18 protein-coding genes and 1 other RNA gene are annotated in these 18,258 nt (G+C 55.7%); 10 read left to right on the top strand and 9 right to left on the bottom strand.

What is annotated here, in order from left to right:
* Positions 1-26 precede the first annotated feature (26 nt).
* The 3 genes from rimM to ffh form a co-directional block, all read right to left on the bottom strand.
* Positions 27-566 carry a ribosome maturation factor RimM gene (gene rimM / locus INF68_RS15410; RefSeq protein WP_029741020.1) on the bottom strand — a complete coding sequence of 180 codons (540 nt, stop codon included), beginning with the start codon at positions 564-566 and terminating at the stop codon, positions 27-29.
* A gap of 15 nt (positions 567-581) precedes the next feature.
* Positions 582-830 (bottom strand): 30S ribosomal protein S16, encoded by a 249-nt coding sequence (gene rpsP / locus INF68_RS15405; RefSeq protein WP_003863133.1) that lies wholly within the window; start codon positions 828-830, stop codon positions 582-584.
* 116 nt (positions 831-946) lie between these two features.
* Positions 947-2,308, bottom strand: coding sequence for a signal recognition particle protein (gene ffh / locus INF68_RS15400; protein WP_014884878.1), 1,362 nt, complete (start codon positions 2,306-2,308; stop codon positions 947-949).
* 166 nt (positions 2,309-2,474) lie between these two features.
* On the opposite strand from ffh, the gene INF68_RS15395 reads away from it, so the two are divergent.
* On the top strand, positions 2,475-3,266 hold the full coding sequence (locus tag INF68_RS15395) for an inner membrane protein YpjD (protein WP_109844786.1): 792 nt from the start codon (positions 2,475-2,477) through the stop codon (positions 3,264-3,266).
* Between the two features lie 19 nt (positions 3,267-3,285).
* Positions 3,286-4,572 carry an HlyC/CorC family transporter gene (locus tag INF68_RS15390; RefSeq protein ID WP_039263458.1) on the top strand — a complete coding sequence of 429 codons (1,287 nt, stop codon included), beginning with the start codon at positions 3,286-3,288 and terminating at the stop codon, positions 4,570-4,572.
* A gap of 51 nt (positions 4,573-4,623) precedes the next feature.
* Here the strand turns inward: INF68_RS15390 and grpE are convergent, their stop codons facing one another.
* On the bottom strand, positions 4,624-5,217 hold the full coding sequence (gene grpE / locus INF68_RS15385) for a nucleotide exchange factor GrpE (RefSeq protein ID WP_023308880.1): 594 nt from the start codon (positions 5,215-5,217) through the stop codon (positions 4,624-4,626).
* A 122-nt stretch (positions 5,218-5,339) separates the two neighbouring features.
* Here grpE and nadK point away from each other — a divergent pair, with 122 nt between their 5' ends.
* The 3 genes from nadK to bamE all read left to right on the top strand — a co-directional run bounded on the left by nadK (position 5,340) and on the right by bamE (position 8,442).
* Positions 5,340-6,218 (top strand): NAD(+) kinase, encoded by an 879-nt coding sequence (gene nadK, locus INF68_RS15380; protein ID WP_008502500.1) that lies wholly within the window; start codon positions 5,340-5,342, stop codon positions 6,216-6,218.
* Positions 6,219-6,303: 85 nt separating this feature from the next.
* Entirely contained in the window at positions 6,304-7,965 is a 1,662-nt protein-coding gene (recN, locus tag INF68_RS15375; RefSeq protein WP_126785908.1) for a DNA repair protein RecN, read from the top strand.
* 138 nt (positions 7,966-8,103) lie between these two features.
* The gene (gene bamE, locus INF68_RS15370; protein ID WP_023308883.1) at positions 8,104-8,442 is read left to right on the top strand and encodes an outer membrane protein assembly factor BamE; all 339 of its coding nucleotides are present in this window, start codon (positions 8,104-8,106) and stop codon (positions 8,440-8,442) included.
* A 103-nt stretch (positions 8,443-8,545) separates the two neighbouring features.
* Here the strand turns inward: bamE and INF68_RS15365 are convergent, their stop codons facing one another.
* Together INF68_RS15365 and INF68_RS15360 are read right to left on the bottom strand one after the other, a co-directional pair.
* The gene (locus tag INF68_RS15365; RefSeq protein WP_109844775.1) at positions 8,546-8,833 is read right to left on the bottom strand and encodes an RnfH family protein; all 288 of its coding nucleotides are present in this window, start codon (positions 8,831-8,833) and stop codon (positions 8,546-8,548) included.
* Entirely contained in the window at positions 8,823-9,260 is a 438-nt protein-coding gene (locus tag INF68_RS15360) for a type II toxin-antitoxin system RatA family toxin (RefSeq protein ID WP_024908332.1), read from the bottom strand. Before INF68_RS15360 ends, INF68_RS15365 begins: the two co-directional genes overlap by 11 nt.
* Positions 9,261-9,416: 156 nt before the next feature.
* On the opposite strand from INF68_RS15360, the gene smpB reads away from it, so the two are divergent.
* From smpB to INF68_RS15340, 4 genes are all read left to right on the top strand, one after another.
* Positions 9,417-9,899 (top strand): SsrA-binding protein SmpB, encoded by a 483-nt coding sequence (gene smpB / locus INF68_RS15355; protein ID WP_008502505.1) that lies wholly within the window; start codon positions 9,417-9,419, stop codon positions 9,897-9,899.
* A gap of 89 nt (positions 9,900-9,988) precedes the next feature.
* Positions 9,989-10,352: a transfer-messenger RNA gene (gene ssrA / locus INF68_RS15350) on the top strand.
* A gap of 415 nt (positions 10,353-10,767) precedes the next feature.
* A complete protein-coding gene (locus INF68_RS15345; protein ID WP_023333137.1) occupies positions 10,768-11,124 on the top strand; it encodes a hypothetical protein in 357 nt (118 codons plus the stop codon).
* Positions 11,125-11,229: 105 nt separating this feature from the next.
* Complete coding sequence (locus tag INF68_RS15340; protein WP_126785906.1) at positions 11,230-11,790, top strand: YceI family protein; 561 nt, start codon at positions 11,230-11,232, stop codon at positions 11,788-11,790.
* Here the strand turns inward: INF68_RS15340 and INF68_RS15335 are convergent.
* Genes INF68_RS15335 through INF68_RS15325 form a run of 3 tightly spaced genes read right to left on the bottom strand, consistent with a single transcriptional unit; the run spans position 11,782 to position 13,635 of the window.
* A complete protein-coding gene (locus INF68_RS15335) occupies positions 11,782-12,573 on the bottom strand; it encodes an anti-sigma factor (protein ID WP_126785905.1) in 792 nt (263 codons plus the stop codon). The genes INF68_RS15340 and INF68_RS15335 overlap by 9 nt on opposite strands.
* Entirely contained in the window at positions 12,570-13,100 is a 531-nt protein-coding gene (locus INF68_RS15330) for a sigma-70 family RNA polymerase sigma factor (RefSeq protein ID WP_109844724.1), read from the bottom strand. Before INF68_RS15330 ends, INF68_RS15335 begins: the two co-directional genes overlap by 4 nt.
* A 7-nt stretch (positions 13,101-13,107) precedes the next feature.
* Positions 13,108-13,635 carry a tetratricopeptide repeat protein gene (locus tag INF68_RS15325; protein ID WP_126785904.1) on the bottom strand — a complete coding sequence of 176 codons (528 nt, stop codon included), beginning with the start codon at positions 13,633-13,635 and terminating at the stop codon, positions 13,108-13,110.
* Between the two features lie 759 nt (positions 13,636-14,394).
* On the opposite strand from INF68_RS15325, the gene INF68_RS15320 reads away from it, so the two are divergent.
* Positions 14,395-18,258: Ig-like domain-containing protein (locus tag INF68_RS15320; RefSeq protein WP_193525340.1), on the top strand; the 3,864-nt coding region annotated here is incomplete at its 3' end.

Genomic DNA, 18,258 nt, shown 5'->3' with positions numbered 1-18,258 from the left:
CGTCTTTTACCGTTTATCCGGAGAATTTAAAAACCAGGATCCCAATCTACTTCAATGGTTTGAGTAGTGAGATCGACTTTCTTGATAACCTGTCCATCGAGGAACGGAACCAACCGCTCCTTGATGCCAAATGCATCTTTCAGGTTTGCCTTAATGACGAGAACGTCATTTGACCCGGTTTCCATCATATCGATGACTTTCCCCAGGCTGTAGCCTTCGGTAGTGACTACCTGGCAACCCATAAGGTCTTTCCAGTAGTAGTCGCCCTCTTCCAGCTGTGGCAACTGCGACGAATCCACGACAATTTCACAATTAGTCAGTGCATTCGCAGCATCACGATCGTCAACGCCTTTCAGCTTGATGATGATGTCCTGATTGTGGTGACGCCAGCTTTCCAGCTCGACCTCTTCCCACTTACCACCTTTCTGGATAAACCAGGGCTGGTAATCAAAAATGCTATCAGCGTCTTCAGTGGAGGAAAACACTCTGAGCCAACCACGGATACCGTAGCAAGAACCCATTTTTCCCAATACGATCGGTTCAACAGGTGCTTTATTGCTCATCATGACCACCGTGACAGATTAAGCTGCTTTGTTTGCTGCTTTGATCAGCGTAGCAACGCGATCGGAAACAGTAGCGCCCTGGCCAACCCAGTGAGCGATACGATCCAGATCCAGACGAGTTTCTTCTTCTGCGCCAGCGGCCAGTGGGTTGAAGAAACCAACGCGCTCGATGAAGCGACCGTTGCGTGCATTACGGCTGTCAGTTACAACAACCTGGTAGAACGGACGCTTTTTAGCGCCGTGACGAGCTAAACGAATAGTTACCATAACATCCTCTTGTGTGAATAAAACAACCGGGCCCCATCGAGGAACGGAGCCCGGGTGTCATATTAAAAGCCCGAAAATTTTACTCATTTTCGGGCAAAAAGCAATCTCAAAAGCGATTAACGCCCTGGAAAACCGGGGGGCATCATGCCTTTCATGCCGCGCATCATCTTCGCCATGCCGCCTTTCTTCATTTTCTTCATCATGCGCTGCATGTCGTCGAACTGTTTCAGAAGGCGGTTAACGTCCTGCACCTGCATGCCACAACCGGCTGCGATACGGCGTTTACGGGAACCTTTGATGATATCCGGGTTAGCGCGCTCCTTGAGGGTCATCGAGTTGATGATCGCCTCCATACGCACCAGCACCTTGTCATCCATCTGCGCTTTTACGTTGTCAGGGATCTGGCCCATGCCCGGCAGTTTGCCCATCAGGCTGGCCATGCCGCCCATGTTTTTCATCTGACGCAGCTGCTCAAGGAAGTCGGTAAGATCGAAACCGTCACCTTTTTTCAGCTTGCTGGCCAGCTTCTCGGCCTGCGCGCGGTCAACCTTGCTCTCGATATCTTCGATCAGCGACAGCACGTCGCCCATGCCGAGGATACGGGAGGCAATACGATCCGGGTGGAACGGCTCGAGCGCTTCAGTTTTCTCGCCCACGCCGAGGAATTTAATCGGCTTACCGGTGATGTGGCGAATGGAGAGCGCCGCACCGCCGCGGGCGTCACCGTCCACTTTGGTCAGCACCACGCCGGTTAACGGCAGCGCTTCATTAAACGCTTTTGCGGTATTCGCCGCATCCTGACCGGTCATGGCATCGACAACGAACAGGGTCTCTACCGGGTTGATAGAGGCATGCACCTGCTTGATCTCGTCCATCATCGCTTCGTCAACGTGCAGACGACCGGCGGTATCCACCAGCAGCACGTCGTAGAATTTCAGCTTAGCTTCTTTCAGCGCCGCGTTAACGATGTCGACAGGCTTCTGCGCCACGTCGGACGGGAAGAAATCTACGCCGACCTGCTCGGCCAGGGTTTCCAGCTGTTTGATCGCCGCCGGGCGATAGACGTCCGCAGAGACCACCAGCACTTTCTTCTTGTGCTTTTCACGCAGGAATTTACCCAGCTTACCGACGCTGGTCGTTTTACCCGCACCCTGCAGGCCCGCCATCAGCACCACGGCCGGCGGCTGAGCCGCCAGGTTAAGCACCTGGTTCTCTTCGCCCATCGCCGAAACCAGTTCATTACGAACGATTTTGACGAATTCCTGGCCCGGGGTCAGGCTCTTGTTAACTTCATGACCAACCGCCTTTTCTTTTACGCGGTTGATAAAATCACGAACAACCGGCAACGCGACGTCTGCTTCCAGCAGCGCCATGCGCACTTCGCGCAGCGTTTCCTTGATGTTCTCTTCAGTAAGGCGTCCGCGGCCGCTGATGTTGCGCAGCGTGCGCGACAAACGATCGGTTAAATTATCAAACATTGTCTCTCGCCTGAGTAGAAACGTTGGGCCGCCATGGGCGACACATACACAGAATTTTGCCGGAGTATAACATGAAGGCGCCTTTGTTGTTATGCAACGGTTGGAGCAGGCGTCACGTAACGTTATACTGCTTCTCTTTCTTATTAAGACAACTGTCGATGCCTATATGCCTGTTTTCGCACTGATCGCCCTTGTTGCCTACTCTGTCAGCCTCGCGCTGATCGTTCCCGGCCTGCTGCAAAAAAACAGCGGCTGGCGGCGCATGGCTATTCTTTCCGCGGTAATCGCACTGATTAGCCACGCGTTTGCGCTGGAATCACGCATCATTCCCGGCGACGGCAGCGTGCAAAACCTGAGCGTCCTCAACGTCGGCTCGCTGGTCAGCCTGATGATCTGTACGGTAATGACCATCGTCGCGTCTAAAAATCGCGGCTGGCTGCTGCTGCCGATCGTCTATAGCTTCGCGCTGATCAATCTGGCTCTCGCCACCTTTATGCCTAATGAATTCATTACGCATCTGGAGGCCACTCCGGGAATGCTGGTGCATATCGGCCTGTCGCTTTTTGCCTACGCGACGCTGATCATCGCCGCGCTTTACGCCATGCAGCTCGCCTGGATTGACTATCAGCTGAAAAACAAAAAGCTGGCGTTTAACCATGAGATGCCGCCGCTGATGGTCATTGAGCGTAAGATGTTCCACATCACCCAGGTAGGCGTGGTGCTGCTGACGCTGACGCTCTGCACGGGCCTGTTTTACATGAAGAACCTGTTTAGCGTGGAGAATATCGATAAAGCAGTGCTCTCCATCATCGCCTGGTTTGTCTATATTGTCCTGTTATGGGGCCATTATCATGAAGGCTGGCGCGGTCGTCGCGTGGTCTGGTTCAACGTCGCGGGTGCGGGGATTCTCACCCTTGCCTATTTTGGCAGCCGCTTCATACAGCAATTTGCTGGCTAAGTAACAAAAGGAGTTCCCCCTGGAACACATCTCTACCACCACGCTGATCGTTATCCTGATCGTCATGGTGGTCATATCAGCCTATTTCTCCGGCTCGGAAACCGGCATGATGACCTTAAACCGCTACCGGTTACGTCATCGTGCTAAACAGGGTAACCGTGCCGCCCGTCGCGTTGAAAAACTGCTCCGCAAGCCGGATCGCCTGATAAGCCTGGTGCTCATCGGCAACAACCTCGTCAACATTCTGGCCTCCGCCCTCGGCACCATCGTTGGGATGCGCCTGTACGGCAACGCCGGGGTGGCGATTGCCACCGGCGTGCTGACGTTCGTGGTGCTGGTGTTTGCCGAAGTGCTGCCGAAAACCATCGCCGCGCTTTACCCTGAGAAAGTCGCCTACCCGAGCAGCTTCCTGCTGGCACCGCTTCTGATCCTGATGATGCCGCTGGTCTGGCTGCTGAACATGGTGACGCGCGTCCTGATGCGGATGGTGGGGATCAAAGCCGATGTCACCATCAGCAGCGCGCTCAGCAAAGAGGAGCTTCGCACCATTGTGAATGAATCCCGCTCGCAGATCTCCCGCCGCAATCAGGACATGCTCCTGTCGGTGCTGGATCTGGAAAAGGTGAGCGTGAACGACATCATGGTGCCGCGTAATGAAATCGTCGGTATCGACATCAACGACGACTGGAAAGCCATCGTCCGCCAGCTGACGCACTCCCCGCACGGGCGTATTGTGCTTTACCGCGACTCGCTGGATGACGCCATCAGCATGCTGCGCGTGCGCGAAGCCTACCGTCTGATGACCGAGAAAAAAGAGTTCACCAAAGAGGTGATGCTGCGCGCCGCCGACGAGATTTACTACGTGCCGGAAGGAACCCCGCTCAGCACGCAGCTGGTGAAATTCCAGCGCAACAAGAAGAAGGTCGGCCTGGTGGTCAATGAGTACGGCGATATTCAGGGGCTGGTGACGGTCGAAGATATTCTGGAAGAGATTGTAGGGGACTTTACCACGTCAATGTCACCTTCCCTCGCGGAAGAGGTCACCCCGCAAAACGACGGCTCGGTGCTGATTGACGGAAGCGCGAACATTCGCGAACTCAATAAAGCCTTTAACTGGCATTTACCGGAAGATGAGGCTCGCACGATTAACGGGATGATTCTGGAAGCGCTGGAAGAGATCCCGGCGGCGGGCACGCGGGTACGCATTGAGCAGTACGATATTGATATCCTGGACGTGCAGGACAACATGATTAAGCAGGTGAAAGTCCTGCCCGTAAAACCCCTACGCGAAAGTATCGCTGAGTAAGGCTGTAGGCCGGGTAAGGCGAAACCGCCACCCGGCACTACGAATGGCAAATTACGCTTTCGCTTTCGCCACGGTCACCATCGCCGCGCGAATGGTACGGCCGTTCAGGGTGTAACCTTTCTGCATCACGCCCAGCACTTTACCGGCTTCCACCTCTTCGGACTCCACCATTGCAATCGCCTGGTGGACGTTTGGATCCAGCGGTACGTCGGTATCGGCAATCACTTCCACACCAAACTTACGCACCACGTCGAGCATGGACTTCAGCGTCAGTTCGATACCTTCGATCATTGCCGCGTTGTCCGGATTCGCTTTGTCAGCCACTTCCAGCGCGCGATCGAGGCTATCAATTACCGGCAGCAGTTCGTTGACAAACTTCTCCAGCGCAAATTTATGCGCCTTCTCAACGTCCTGCTCGGTACGACGACGCAGGTTTTCCATTTCCGCCTTGATGCGCAGAACACCATCGCGTTCGCGATTCTGTGCTTCTACCAGTTGGGCTTCCAGATTCGCAATTTTTTCATCGCGCGGGTCCACCTGCTCAGCAGATGCGTCTGGCTCTACAGCCTCAACTTCATCGTGCTGTTCCGTGATAATTTCTTCAGGGGCTTGCCCCTCAGGCGTTTTCTGTTCTTTACTACTCATGAATTTCTCCGCGTTTTTCTGCATTCATCTCGCTAACTTCGCTTATTATGGGGATCAGTTTCCGGGATTCAAGGGAACAAGACAGATTGTCATCATTCATCAGGCACAAGGACCTCCAGAAAATGAATAATCATTTCAGGTGTATTGGGATCGTCGGGCATCCGCGTCACCCTACCGCACTAACGACACATGAAATGTTGTATCGCTGGTTGTGTAGCAAAGGCTATGAAGTGATGGTCGAGCAGCAAATTGCGCAGGAGCTGCAGCTGAAGAGCGTCAAAACCGGCACGCTGGCGGAAATTGGCCAACAGGCCGATCTCGCCGTGGTGGTGGGCGGCGACGGCAACATGCTCGGCGCGGCCCGCACGCTGGCGCGTTATGACATTAAGGTCATCGGCATCAACCGTGGCAATCTCGGCTTTTTAACCGATCTCGACCCGGACAATGCGCAGCAGCAGCTGGCCGACGTGCTGGAAGGCCACTATATCAGTGAGAAACGCTTTTTACTGGAAGCGCAGGTGTGCCAGCAGGACTGCCAGAAGCGCATCAGTACCGCGATTAACGAGGTGGTTCTTCACCCCGGAAAAGTGGCGCACATGATCGAGTTCGAAGTTTATATCGACGAAATCTTTGCCTTCTCCCAGCGTTCCGACGGGCTGATTATCTCCACTCCGACCGGCTCAACTGCCTACTCGCTTTCTGCCGGTGGCCCGATCCTGACGCCCTCGCTGGATGCCATCACCCTGGTGCCGATGTTCCCGCACACGCTCTCCGCCCGTCCGCTGGTCATCAACGGCGACAGCACGATACGTCTGCGCTTCTCGCACCGCCGTAATGACCTGGAGATCAGCTGCGACAGCCAGATAGCGCTGCCGATCCAGGAAGGTGAAGATGTCCTTATTCGTCGGTGTGATTATCATCTGAATTTGATTCACCCGAAAGATTACAGCTATTTCAACACATTAAGCTCGAAGCTTGGCTGGTCAAAAAAATTGTTCTGATTTTGCATCCAGTACTTTACTGTATAAAAAACCAGTTTATACTGTATGAAAACACAGTTATGGTTTTTCATACAGGAAAACAATTATGCTGGCACAACTGACCATCAGCAACTTTGCCATTGTTCGTGAGCTTGAGATCGATTTCCACAGCGGCATGACGGCGATCACCGGGGAAACCGGTGCAGGTAAATCCATTGCCATTGATGCCCTCGGCTTGTGCCTTGGCGGCCGCGCAGAAGGCGATATGGTGCGCATGGGCGCAAACCGTGCCGACCTGTGCGCTCGTTTCTCCCTGAAAGACACCCCTGCCGCCCAGCGCTGGCTGGAGCAGAACCAGCTTGAAGATGGACGTGAGTGTTTACTTCGCCGCGTGATCAGCAGCGACGGTCGTTCACGTGGCTTTATCAACGGCACGGCGGTCCCGCTCTCCCAGCTTCGCGAACTCGGCCAGCTGCTTATCCAGATCCACGGTCAGCACGCGCACCAGCAACTCGTCAAACCTGAACAGCAGAAAGCGCTGCTCGATGGCTATGCGGGTGAGTATGCGCTTACTCAGCTTATGGCGGAACACTATCGCCAGTGGCATCAGAGCTGCCGTGAACTTGCCCAGCATCAGCAGCAAAGCCAGGAGCGCGCCGCACGTGCGGAGCTGCTGGCGTACCAGCTTAAAGAGCTAAACGAATTCAACCCGCAGCCGGGTGAGTTTGAGCAAATAGACGAAGAGTACAAGCGCCTGGCGAACAGCGGTCACCTGCTCTCAACCAGCCAGAATGCGCTCAACATGCTGGCGGATGGCGAAGACGTGAACCTGCAGAGCCAGCTGTATAACGTCCGCCAGCTCATTACCGAACTGGTCGGCATGGACAGCAAGCTTTCAGGCGTCCTGGATATGCTGGAAGAAGCGGCGATTCAGATCTCCGAAGCCAGTGACGAACTGCGCCACTACTGTGAACGTCTGGATCTCGACCCGAACCGTCTGTTTGAGCTGGAGCAGCGCATTTCCCGTCAAATTTCACTGGCGCGCAAGCACCACGTCACGCCGGAAGAGCTGCCAGGATTCTATCAGTCTCTGCTGGAAGAACAGCAGCAGCTTGACGATCAGGCTGACTCGCAGGAGACCCTCTCTCTGGCGGTGAACCTGCACCATGAACAGGCGCTGGCGACAGCGCAAAAGCTGCATGAAATCCGTCAGCATTACGCCCAGGAGCTAAGCCAGCACATCACCGACAGCATGCACACGCTGGCGATGCCGCACGGTATCTTCACCATCGATGTTCGCTTTGAAGAGAACCACCTGACGGCAGAAGGTGCGGACCGCATCGAGTTCCGCGTCACTACCAACCCGGGGCAGCCGCTGCAGGCTATCTCCAAAGTGGCATCCGGCGGTGAACTGTCGCGTATTGCGCTGGCGATTCAGGTGATTACCGCGCGTAAAATGGAAACCCCGGCGTTGATTTTCGATGAAGTGGATGTCGGCATCAGCGGCCCAACGGCGGCAGTGGTGGGTAAACTGCTGCGCCAGCTAGGCGAATCAACGCAGGTGATGTGTGTCACCCACCTGCCGCAGGTCGCGGGCTGTGGTCATCATCACTTTATCGTCAGCAAAGAAACCGACGGTGAAATGACCGAAACGCACATGAAGCCGCTGGATAAACGTGCGCGTCTGCAGGAGCTGGCTCGCCTGCTCGGCGGCAGCGAAGTCACCCGTAATACGCTCGCAAACGCGAAAGAACTGCTGGCGGCATAAACTTTTTCGGGATCTCAGGGTCATACAGAACAACAAAAACGCCGCCAGACCGGTTTCAAAGTGGGGCAAGGTCTATTATCATCGGCATATTACATATGAGCCGCGTTCTGCTCGGGCCCGAAAAGGAATCAAATCACTATGCGTTGTAAAATGCTGACCGCTGCCGCAGCGGTTCTTCTGATGTTGACCGCAGGCTGTTCCACTCTGGAGAAAGTGGTTTACCGTCCTGACATCAACCAGGGGAACTACCTTACCCCTAACGATGTGTCCAAAATCCGTGTGGGGATGACACAACAGCAGGTCGCTTATACACTGGGAACCCCGATGATGTCCGATCCGTTCGGCACTAACACCTGGTTCTATGTATTCCGTCAGAAGCCGGGCCACGAAGATGCGACCCAGCAGACCCTGACGCTGACCTTCAGCAGCGCCGGTGTGTTGACCAACATCGACAACAAGCCTGCCCTGACCAAATAATCAGAAGTCAGAAATGCAAAAAGGTGCTCATTGAGCACCTTTTTTGTTTTTCTTTTATCCCCTCGCCCCTTTGGGGAGAGGGTCAGGGTGAGGGGAAAACACGCTACTTACCCGATTTCTCCGCACGCTGACGTCGCAGCTCTTTCGGGTCAGCAATCAGCGGGCGATAAATCTCAACCCGGTCGCCCTCTTTCAGCACATCACCCAGCTTCACCGGACGGCTATAAATCCCGACCTTATTTTTCGCCAGGTCGATATCGCTGCGAAGTTCGAGGATGCCGGACGCGCGGATAGCCGCCTCAACGGTTGCCCCCTCTTCCAGCGTCACGCGCCGCAGATACTGCTTCTCCGGCAGAGCGTACACCACTTCTACAGCAATCTTATGCGACACTGTAAACCTCTTTGGCGCGGGTGGTGAACGCCTGAACCATATTCGAAGCCAGCTCTTTAAAGATGCGGCCAAACGCCAGCTCAATCAGCTTATTGGTAAACTCAAAGTCCAGCTGGAACTCGATGCGACAGGCGTCAGCGCTCAGCGGCGTAAACTTCCAGCCCCCCATCAGGGTTTTAAACGGACCATCCACCAGATGCATCAAAATACTCTGATTGCTGGTCAGCGTATTGCGGGTGGTGAACGTCTTGCTGATCCCCGCTTTGGAGACATCCACCGCCGCGGTCATCTGCGTCGGGCCGGACTCCAGAACGCGGCTCCCAGTGCATCCCGGAATAAATTCTGGATAAGACTGAACATCGTTCACTAACTGGTACATTTGTTCCGCGCTGTAAGGCACAAGCGCAGTACGGCTAATCTGAGGCATAGCATTTCCCATGGTCACACAACGGACAAATAATAACATTTATCACCTGTTAAAAAAACGCTAAGCCTCATCTCGTGCTAAGATAGCGCGTTAGACCTCACAGGACGCAATGAGGTGACTTTTTGAAATCAGATTACCGACGGCTTTACGACACTTATGACGAAGAAAAAAGCACATAAACCAGGCTCGGCGACCATTGCGCTCAACAAGCGTGCTCGCCACGAGTATTTCATTGAAGAAGAATTCGAAGCTGGCCTTGCGTTGCAGGGCTGGGAAGTAAAATCGCTTCGCGCCGGGAAAGCCAACATCGGCGATAGTTACGTGATCCTGAAAGATGGCGAAGCCTTTCTGTTCGGCGCGAACTTTACGCCGCTGACCGTCGCCTCCTCGCACTACGTGTGTGACCCAACGCGCACCCGCAAGCTGCTGCTGAACAAGCGTGAGCTGGAATCCCTCTACGGACGCATCAACCGAGAAGGTTTCACCGTAGTCGCCCTGTCGCTGTACTGGAAAAACGCCTGGTGCAAAGTGAAAGTTGGCGTCGCGAAAGGTAAAAAACAGCACGACAAACGTACTGACCTGAAAGAGCGCGAGTGGCAGCTTGATAAAGCGCGCATCATGAAAAACGCAGGACGTTGATTCTGCACACTTATTGTACTATTCAATAAGTTAGCGTTCCGGGCTGGTATCCAGGAAGTGAAATCTGGTATACTTGGTTCAACACTATTGGGGCTGATTCTGGATTCGACGGGATTTGCGAAACCCAAGGTGCATGCCGAGGGGCGGTTTGCCTCGTTAAAAGCCGCAAAAAAATAGTCGCAAACGACGAAAACTACGCTTTAGCAGCTTAATAACCTGCTCTGAGCCCTCTCTCCCTAGCTTCCGCTCTTAAGACGGGGATCAAAGAGAGGTCAAACCCAAAAGAGATCGCGTGGAAGCCCTGCCTGGGGTTGAAGCGTTAAAACTAATCAGGCTAGTTCGTTAGTGGCGTGTCTGTCCGCAGCTGGCGTGCGAATGTAAAGACAAACTAAGCATGTAGTACCGAGGATGTAGAAATTTCGGACGCGGGTTCAACTCCCGCCAGCTCCACCAAAATTCTCCATCGGTGATTACCAGAGTCATCCGATGAAGTCCTAAGAGCCCGCACGGCGCAAGCCCTGCGGGCTTTTTTGTGCCCCATTCCCACAGTTCCGTCCATCCCTTTGACAAACATCAACACCCTCGACTCCCTCCTGTGCAAAATTACCCACACCACCCAGCGCTACGGAATAGCCGCTCAACCCGGAAGGAACTCCACCATGTACAGACCCATAACCGTTATTATCTTCATTCTCCTGACCCTCGCCGCCCTCGCGGAAATAGGCGTTTTATCCTTTGGATAATCCTCAGGCGAAATACCCCTCATCAGGGCATGTTGATCTGATTACAGTTTTTTCCTAAAGCCATCCCGTTTCGCCTGTGCCATGCTGAATCACGCTCATAACCGATAACGTTAAATGAGGATATTATGAAAAAAACAATTATCGCATTATCTGCCGTTCTGCTGGCTTCCCCAGTATTTGCTGCGACCACACATGCAACTGACGATACCGTCGCGGCGGCGAACGCAAACGCCAACGAGGCTAAGCAAAAACTGCACGAAGAGCAGAACAAAGGTGAAGAGCTGAAGCTGAAACAGAAGCATGCTGCGGAAGGCAAAAGCGAGAGCCTGGGCAGCAAGGTCAGCGAAGATTCCCAGAAAGCCTGGCATAAAACCAAAGAAGGCACCGAGAAAGGGTGGGATGCCACCAAAGAAGGCGCTGAGAAAGGCTGGAACAAAACCAAAGAAGGTGCCAGCGAGCTGGAAAAGAAAGTCACTGAGTAAGTAGTTATACTCACGAAAAGGTCGCGCTTGCGGCCTTTTTTATTTCTTCGAATATAATTAGCACCTCGGGCGTTTACGCAGTGCGCACTTATCGGAGAAACCACTATGTATCGCCTTTTGGCCTTTCTGACCGTTCTGCTGTTCTGCCCTTCCCTGCATGCTGCCCCGAAAAGCTATCTTATCGACACCGATAACACCGATATTCGGCTATCGTGGCACGCCTTCGGCGGTATCCTCTCCTGGGCGACATTCAGCGGCGTGACGGGCGCCGTGACGCTCAACCCGGAAAATGACGTCGACGACCATATTCACGTCACCATTCCCGTAGCGACTCTTGTAGCCTCAAACAAGCTGCTCACCTGGCAGCTGAAAAGCGACATGTTTTTTGAATCCGAGCGCTACCCGACTATCGAGTTCATCAGCTCTCGCGTGGTTGCCCAGGGCGACGGGCGGTTCAGGGTGTTCGGCACGCTGACCGTGCGAAACATTGCCCGCCCGGTGATCCTGGAGGCCGTCGTGAAAGACCCGCACGCGCAGGCCCTTACGCTGGATGCCACGACGGCGATCTCGCGCGCGTCCTACGGGATGGATAAGTTTGCGCTGGTCGTGGACGATCGTATTGCCATCGCAATTGCGATTAAGACAAACGACGTGCCGTCATCCTGAGATGAGCCGCTGTAGCTGCTCCGCGTTTCCCCGCAGGTGAGACGGCGGGTTGCGGCCAATCAGGACAAACTGGTAGCCCGCCTCCTGCCACCACGCCAGGTTCATGCCGTGCCGCTGCTCCTGGCGCAGAGAGGCCATCGTCTTCTCATCTACAGGAGAGATACAGAGCGCCATCGGGCCGTAGTCGGCGTTGATCCAGGCAATCTGCGCGATCGAGGTGGTTTCATAGCGCAGCATTCGCACCATTTTCAGCTCTGCTCCCTGCAGGACAAGCTGCGACATGCGCAGCTTCATGCCGATGTCCTGCGCGGCCCGTTCCAGCCCGTGCTGCAGGACCGGCGTTGCGCTGTCCATATCCAGCAGCGTCTCGACGCTGTACAGGGACATATATTGCGCTTCGAGGTCGCGAATATGGGCATTCTCATCCGCTGGCGCGGAAGCGGGCCGCAGCAGATAGCCCAGCCCGGATCCGACCATCAAAAAGCTGACCGATGCGGCAATCAGCGCCCGCCTGCTGACGCCAGCCGGCGTGGAGGATTGTGGATCGGGAAGTGCCGCCAGACGCGCCTGCATTGTCTCCAGAGGTGCCTCATCCAGCAGGGGGGCAAACGCCCCGGCGAAATCCTGGCTGCTTTTCATCAGTTCGGCGGTTCGCCCGGAGAGGCGTTCGTCACTTTTCAACTGTTCTTCAAATTGCTGCGCGTCGGCGCGGCACATCTCGCCATCTATCCATGCCACGATAGCGTCGTCGTTATAGGGCGGTGCAAAACGGTGCGAGTTCAAGAGCGTTTCTCCTTTACCGGAGGCAGTGCTTCAGCGGACCTGGCAAGCCGAGCCCGCGCCGTCGCCAGCCGGCTCATTACGGTACCGATAGGCACCCCCAGAGTTTCCGCCGCCTCCTGGTAGGTAAAGCCTTCGACATAAACCAAAAATACCGCGTTGCGCTGGGCTTCAGGCAGCGCGTTAACGCGCTGCATCACCTTCATGTAATGCAGGCGCGTCTCATCCTGTTCGCAGGTATCCGGCGCCAGAAGCTCGTCGCTGGCCACAAATCCCTGCCCCTGACGCACGTATCGGGCCCGAAGCTCAGAAATCCAGATAGAGTGCAGTATCGCGAACAGCCACCTGTCGATGAGCGTGCCCGGCGTATACTGGCTGCTCCGTTCAAGCGCACGCACGCAGGTGGACTGAACCAGCTCTTCGGCGATATCCCTGTTTCGCGACAGCACCAGCCCATAGCGCCAGAGACGCGGCAGGTGTGCGGCTAACTGTTGACGAACCTCACTGGTAGCGATGTGTTTCCCCTCCACGAGAAAATCAGGATTCCGGATGTCCGTTGATAGCGGCCTGCAGGTCACGGTACTCCTCGCAGGACTGGCCACAAATACCGGCAATCACCTTCAGCTGTTCATTCGCGAGGTCAGGACGTCCTTTTACCATCCACGCTTCACCGAGATATTCCCGGGCTTTGGCATAATCCGGTGCGATAGCCAGCGCGCGCTGGTAGTAACCAATCCCTTCGTCCGTGCGGCCAAGCTTGCGCGTGGCGAACCCGCGATAGTTCCACGCTTCAGCCGTATTGCCATTTTTCAGCGAATCAAGCAGGTTGAGCGCCGCCTGGTACTCGCCTTTCTTCGCGAGATGGTACGCATAGTTGGTTTTGTCCTGGTCGCTGAGGCTGCTGCTCTTGTCCGGCACGCATTTCTGGGTGGCGCTGTCATACACCTGTCCGGAAGGACAATCGGGCGTTTTGCTCTCGGTACTATTATTGCCCATTGCCAGCGCCAGGGGGGACAGCAGGGAAAAAATCAGCACCGGGATCAAACGGAACGAGGTCGTGTTCATATAAAGCTCCAGGGTAAGAAGGAAGTGACGTCAGTAAACGCCCGACTGACGATTTTTATTCATTCTCCCCGTAATTTTTTTGTTGTCGCAAAATCATGCTGTTGTCGTAACCCCAATGGAAATGAATCAGCTTATTTTACCCTTTCCTTAACGCTATTATTTTCGCGCAATAGCAGAATTTTAACCCCGCGTAAGAATATATTTTATTGTACAAGCGATATAATATATCTTATATCAAAAACGTTACCCTAACTTAAATGCATATTAAGCGCACTTAAACAATAACGTTTTACAGTATATTAAAAATGTCTCCTACCAATTATCACACTGCGTAAATCATATTTAAAATCAACATCGCAAGACAAAATCAAAATCATTAAAAACAAACAGTTAAACCAGTTAAATTATTAACAAACCCAATGTATTAATGCCCTCTTCATTGTTTTGGCACTTATTTACGAAAGCTTAATTTGCACAACCATCGTTTTCTGTCTATATCATTTTTATATTCTTGAAAATAATTCTTCTATTAATTACAGGGTTTTATTAGACACAAAACACCCAAAAAACTGTTCTCTTTATAAGTCATTAGATTCGCTCTGATGTTGCCACTCTGAATTCTGGCGGGCATCGTGCGCGCTAAAAACAACGGTCAGTGCTGCGTGATAACAGCGACTGCGCCGGGGGCGCCCTTTACCTTCTGCAGAGATGGCTCGTCTTGCTCGCCGTTCATGATACATCTGCTGGAGTAATGCCTAAATGAGCCAAATCTCTGTTATATCAAAACTTACTGGCGTGGAAACGACCACGGAAGGCACACAGGTTACGCTGAGCCATTCCTCTATCGTTGAGCTTCATGTCGAGCGAGCGAGCGTCTCCCATTTCGCGCGAAATGGTAACGATCTGCTGGTTACGCTGCACTCCGGCGAGGTGATCACCCTTAAAAATTTCTATGTCACCGACGCGCAGGGCGTGAGCCAGCTGGTACTGCAGGACAGCCAGGGCGCATTATGGTGGATTGAAGATCCGACCGGAGCCGCCACGTACGAATCTATCGCGTCCACGGACGTGCTGCTTGCGGCCTCCGGGAGCGACGCCGGTGGTGCCGCCATCTGGCCATGGGCTCTGGGCGGCATTGTCGCAGCGGGCGGCATCGCGGCGGCGGCAAGCACCGGTGGTGGCGGCGGTGGAGATGACGGCAATAATAATAGCCCCAACCCTAACACCCCCGTCGATCCTGCCGATCCGGATACAACGCCGCCGAACGCGCCTTCCGGCCTTAAGTTCTCTTCAGACGGCAAAACCGTCACCGGTACCGCCGAACCCGGCAGTACCATCACGCTGAAAGACGCGAACGGGAATGTTATTGGCTCAGGAGAAACGGGCAGCGACGGCAGCTTTACCGTCTCTCTCGGCACACCGTTGACCAACGGCGAACAGGTGACTGCCACCGCGACGGATAACGCCGGGAATACCAGCCCGGGCACAACGCTCAACGCACCGGACACCACCGCGCCCGATGCGCCAGCAATCACCAGCGTAACGGACGATGTTGCTCCGCAGACGGGGGCCGTCAGCAACGGCGGCAGCACCAACGATCAGCGTCCGCAGCTTACCGGTACCGGCGAAGCGGGCTCGACCGTGACGATTTATGACGGCGGAGTCGCTATTGGTACGGCGGTTGTCGCCAGCAACGGCACCTGGACCTTTACCCCGTCGGTTGACCTGAGTGAAAGCACTCATCAGATTACCGTGCGGGCAACCGACGCCGCGGGCAACACCGGGCCTGCCTCACCGGTGTTTACCCTGACGGTGGATCTTACTCCGCCGGACGCACCGACCGCGATTGTGCTGACCGACGATACGGGCGTTATCAGGGGAACCATCACGTCGGGCGCGCTTACCGATGCTTCACTGCCGCTCCTGGCGGGAACCGGCGAGCCCGGCGGAACCATCACCATTTACGATAACGGCGTGGTGGTTGGCACCACAACGGTTCAGCCCAACGGCACCTGGAGCGTCACGCCGAACGGTCCGCTCCCGGACGGGACACACTCCATAACCGTCACTGAAACTGATGCCGCCGGAAACCTGAGTACGGCCTCAGAGCCTGTCATCTTCACCGTGGACACCACGCCGCCGTCTGCCCCGGGTAATCTCGTGGTGTCGAATGATGGCGGCACCATCAGCGGCATTGCGGAAGCTGGCAGCACGGTGACCATCCGTGAAGGCGATATCACCCTTGGCACGGTTGTTGCTGACAGCCAGGGTAACTTCAGCCTGACGCTGACCCCGCCAAAAGTTAACGGTGAAATCCTGACCGCTGACGCCACAGACACGGCGGGCAACACGGGACCAACAACCTCCGCGGCGTCACCGGATATTACCTCGCCGCAGATGCCAGTTATTGTGTCGGTGATTGATGACGTGCAGGCCACCACCGGCCCCGTGGACCAAAATGGCCTCACTAACGACACGACGCCGACGCTCACCGGCACAGCTGAACCGGGTTCAACCGTTACTATCCGTCTGGACGGAACTGATATTGGCACAGTGCTAACCGACAGCAACGGTCAGTGGTCTTATACGCCCACCACGCCGCTTGTCGAGGGCACTCACACTTTTACCGCCGTTGCTACCGATACGGCGGGTAACACCAGCCTTCCGTCGGAGGGCTTCACCTTGACCGTCGATATTACTCCGCCACCGACAGCGACTATCGCTACCGTGACCGATGATGTCGGCGGCGTTCAGGGTCCGCTTAGCAGCGGCGATACCACGGATGACACCAAACCGCTGCTGCAGGGCACCGCTCCGGCTGATGCGGTAATCACCGTTTATGACGGCGCAACCCTGCTCGGCACCGCCACCCTTGACGGCAGCGGCGGCTGGAGCTTTACGCCAACGACTCCACTCACCGACGGCCTGCATTCGCTGACGGTTCACGCCACGGATGCCGCAGGCAATACCAGTATCTCCAGCCCGTTCGCACTGGTAGTTGACACCACGCCACCGCTTGCTCCGGGTAATCTCGTGGTGTCGAATGATGGCGGCACCATCAGCGGCATCGCAGAAGCTGGCAGCACGGTGACCATTCGTGAAGGCAACGTCATCCTTGGCACAGCTGTTGCCGACAGTCAGGGTAACTTCAGCCTGACGCTGACCCCACCAAAAGTTAACAGTGAAATCCTGACCGCTGACGCTACCGACACGGCCGGCAACACCAGTCCAACCACCTCCGCGGCGGCACCGGATATTACCCCACCGCAGACGCCAGTTATCGTGTCGGTGATTGATGACGTGCAGGCCACCACCGGTCCCGTGGGCCAGAACGGCCTCACCAACGACCGGGCCCCGACCGTGAACGGAACGGGCGAAGCGGGCTCGACCATCACGATTTATAACGGCAGCGATGTCCTCGGTACGGTGGTTGTTTCCTCCTCTGGCCTGTGGAGCTTTACGCCGCCCTCACCGCTAACCGATGGCACGTACGTGCTGACGGCAACGGCGACGGATCCCGCCGGTAACCCGAGCGGGTTATCAGACTCGTGGACAATCAACGTCGACGGGACGGCACCTGGCGCCCCGGTGATTTCACAAGTCGTGGACGATGTTCCCGGGCGTACCGGCTCGCTCGATATTAATGAGACCACCAACGATGCCACCCCGACGCTCAGCGGTACCGCCGAACCAAACGCGACGGTCACCCTCCGCGTGGACGGTGTTGCTATTGGTACGACCGTCGCCAATGGCCTTGGCGTGTGGATCTTTACCCCAGACACCCCGATCGCTGAAGGTCCACATACCCTGACCGCCGTCGCAACTGACGCGGCGGGCAACACCAGCCCCGTCTCCAACACCTGGACTCTGACGATTGACAGCGTCGCGCCTGCCGCCCCGGTCATTACCCAGGCGCTGGACGATGTGCCGGAGCGCCTCGGCGCGCTCACTTCTGGCGACAGTACCAACGACACTACGCCAACGCTCAACGGCACCGCGGAGCCGGGCTCAACCGTCACCATTCGCCAGGACGGCGTCGATGTCGCAACGATTGTGATCGACAGCAGCGGCACGTGGACCTATACCCCGACCACTCAGCTTGTTAACGGCACCTATACCTTTACCGCCGTCACCACCGATGGCGCGGGTAATACCAGCCAGCCGTCAGGTGGCTTCACCCTGACCATCGATACCACACCGCCAGCGGCGGCAACCATCGCCACCGTGACCGATGACGTCGGCGGCGTTCAGGGCACGCTTAACAGCGGCGATACCACGGATGACACCACGCCGCTGCTGCAGGGCACCGCCCCGGCTGATGCGGTAATCACCGTCTATGACGGCGCAACCCTGCTCGGCACCGCCACCCTTGACGGCAGCGGTGGCTGGAGCTTTACGCCCGTTACCCCGCTCACCGACGGCCCGCATTCGCTGACGGTTCACGCCACGGATGCCGCCGGCAATACCACTATCTCCAGCCCGTTTGTGTTGACGGTAGATACCGTCGCGCCTGCCACGCCGGACATCCCGGCAATCACCGTCAATCCTGACGGAACAGAAACACCGTTGAACCCGGGCGAAACCACCCGCGACACCACGCCGACCCTGAGCGGCACCGGCACG

This window comes from Enterobacter cloacae complex sp. P16RS2, from assembly GCF_014982155.1.
GTDB lineage: Bacteria > Pseudomonadota > Gammaproteobacteria > Enterobacterales > Enterobacteriaceae > Enterobacter > Enterobacter cloacae_M.
Note: the sequence above shows the minus strand (reverse complement) of the source record. Positions and strands in the feature narration are given on the sequence as shown.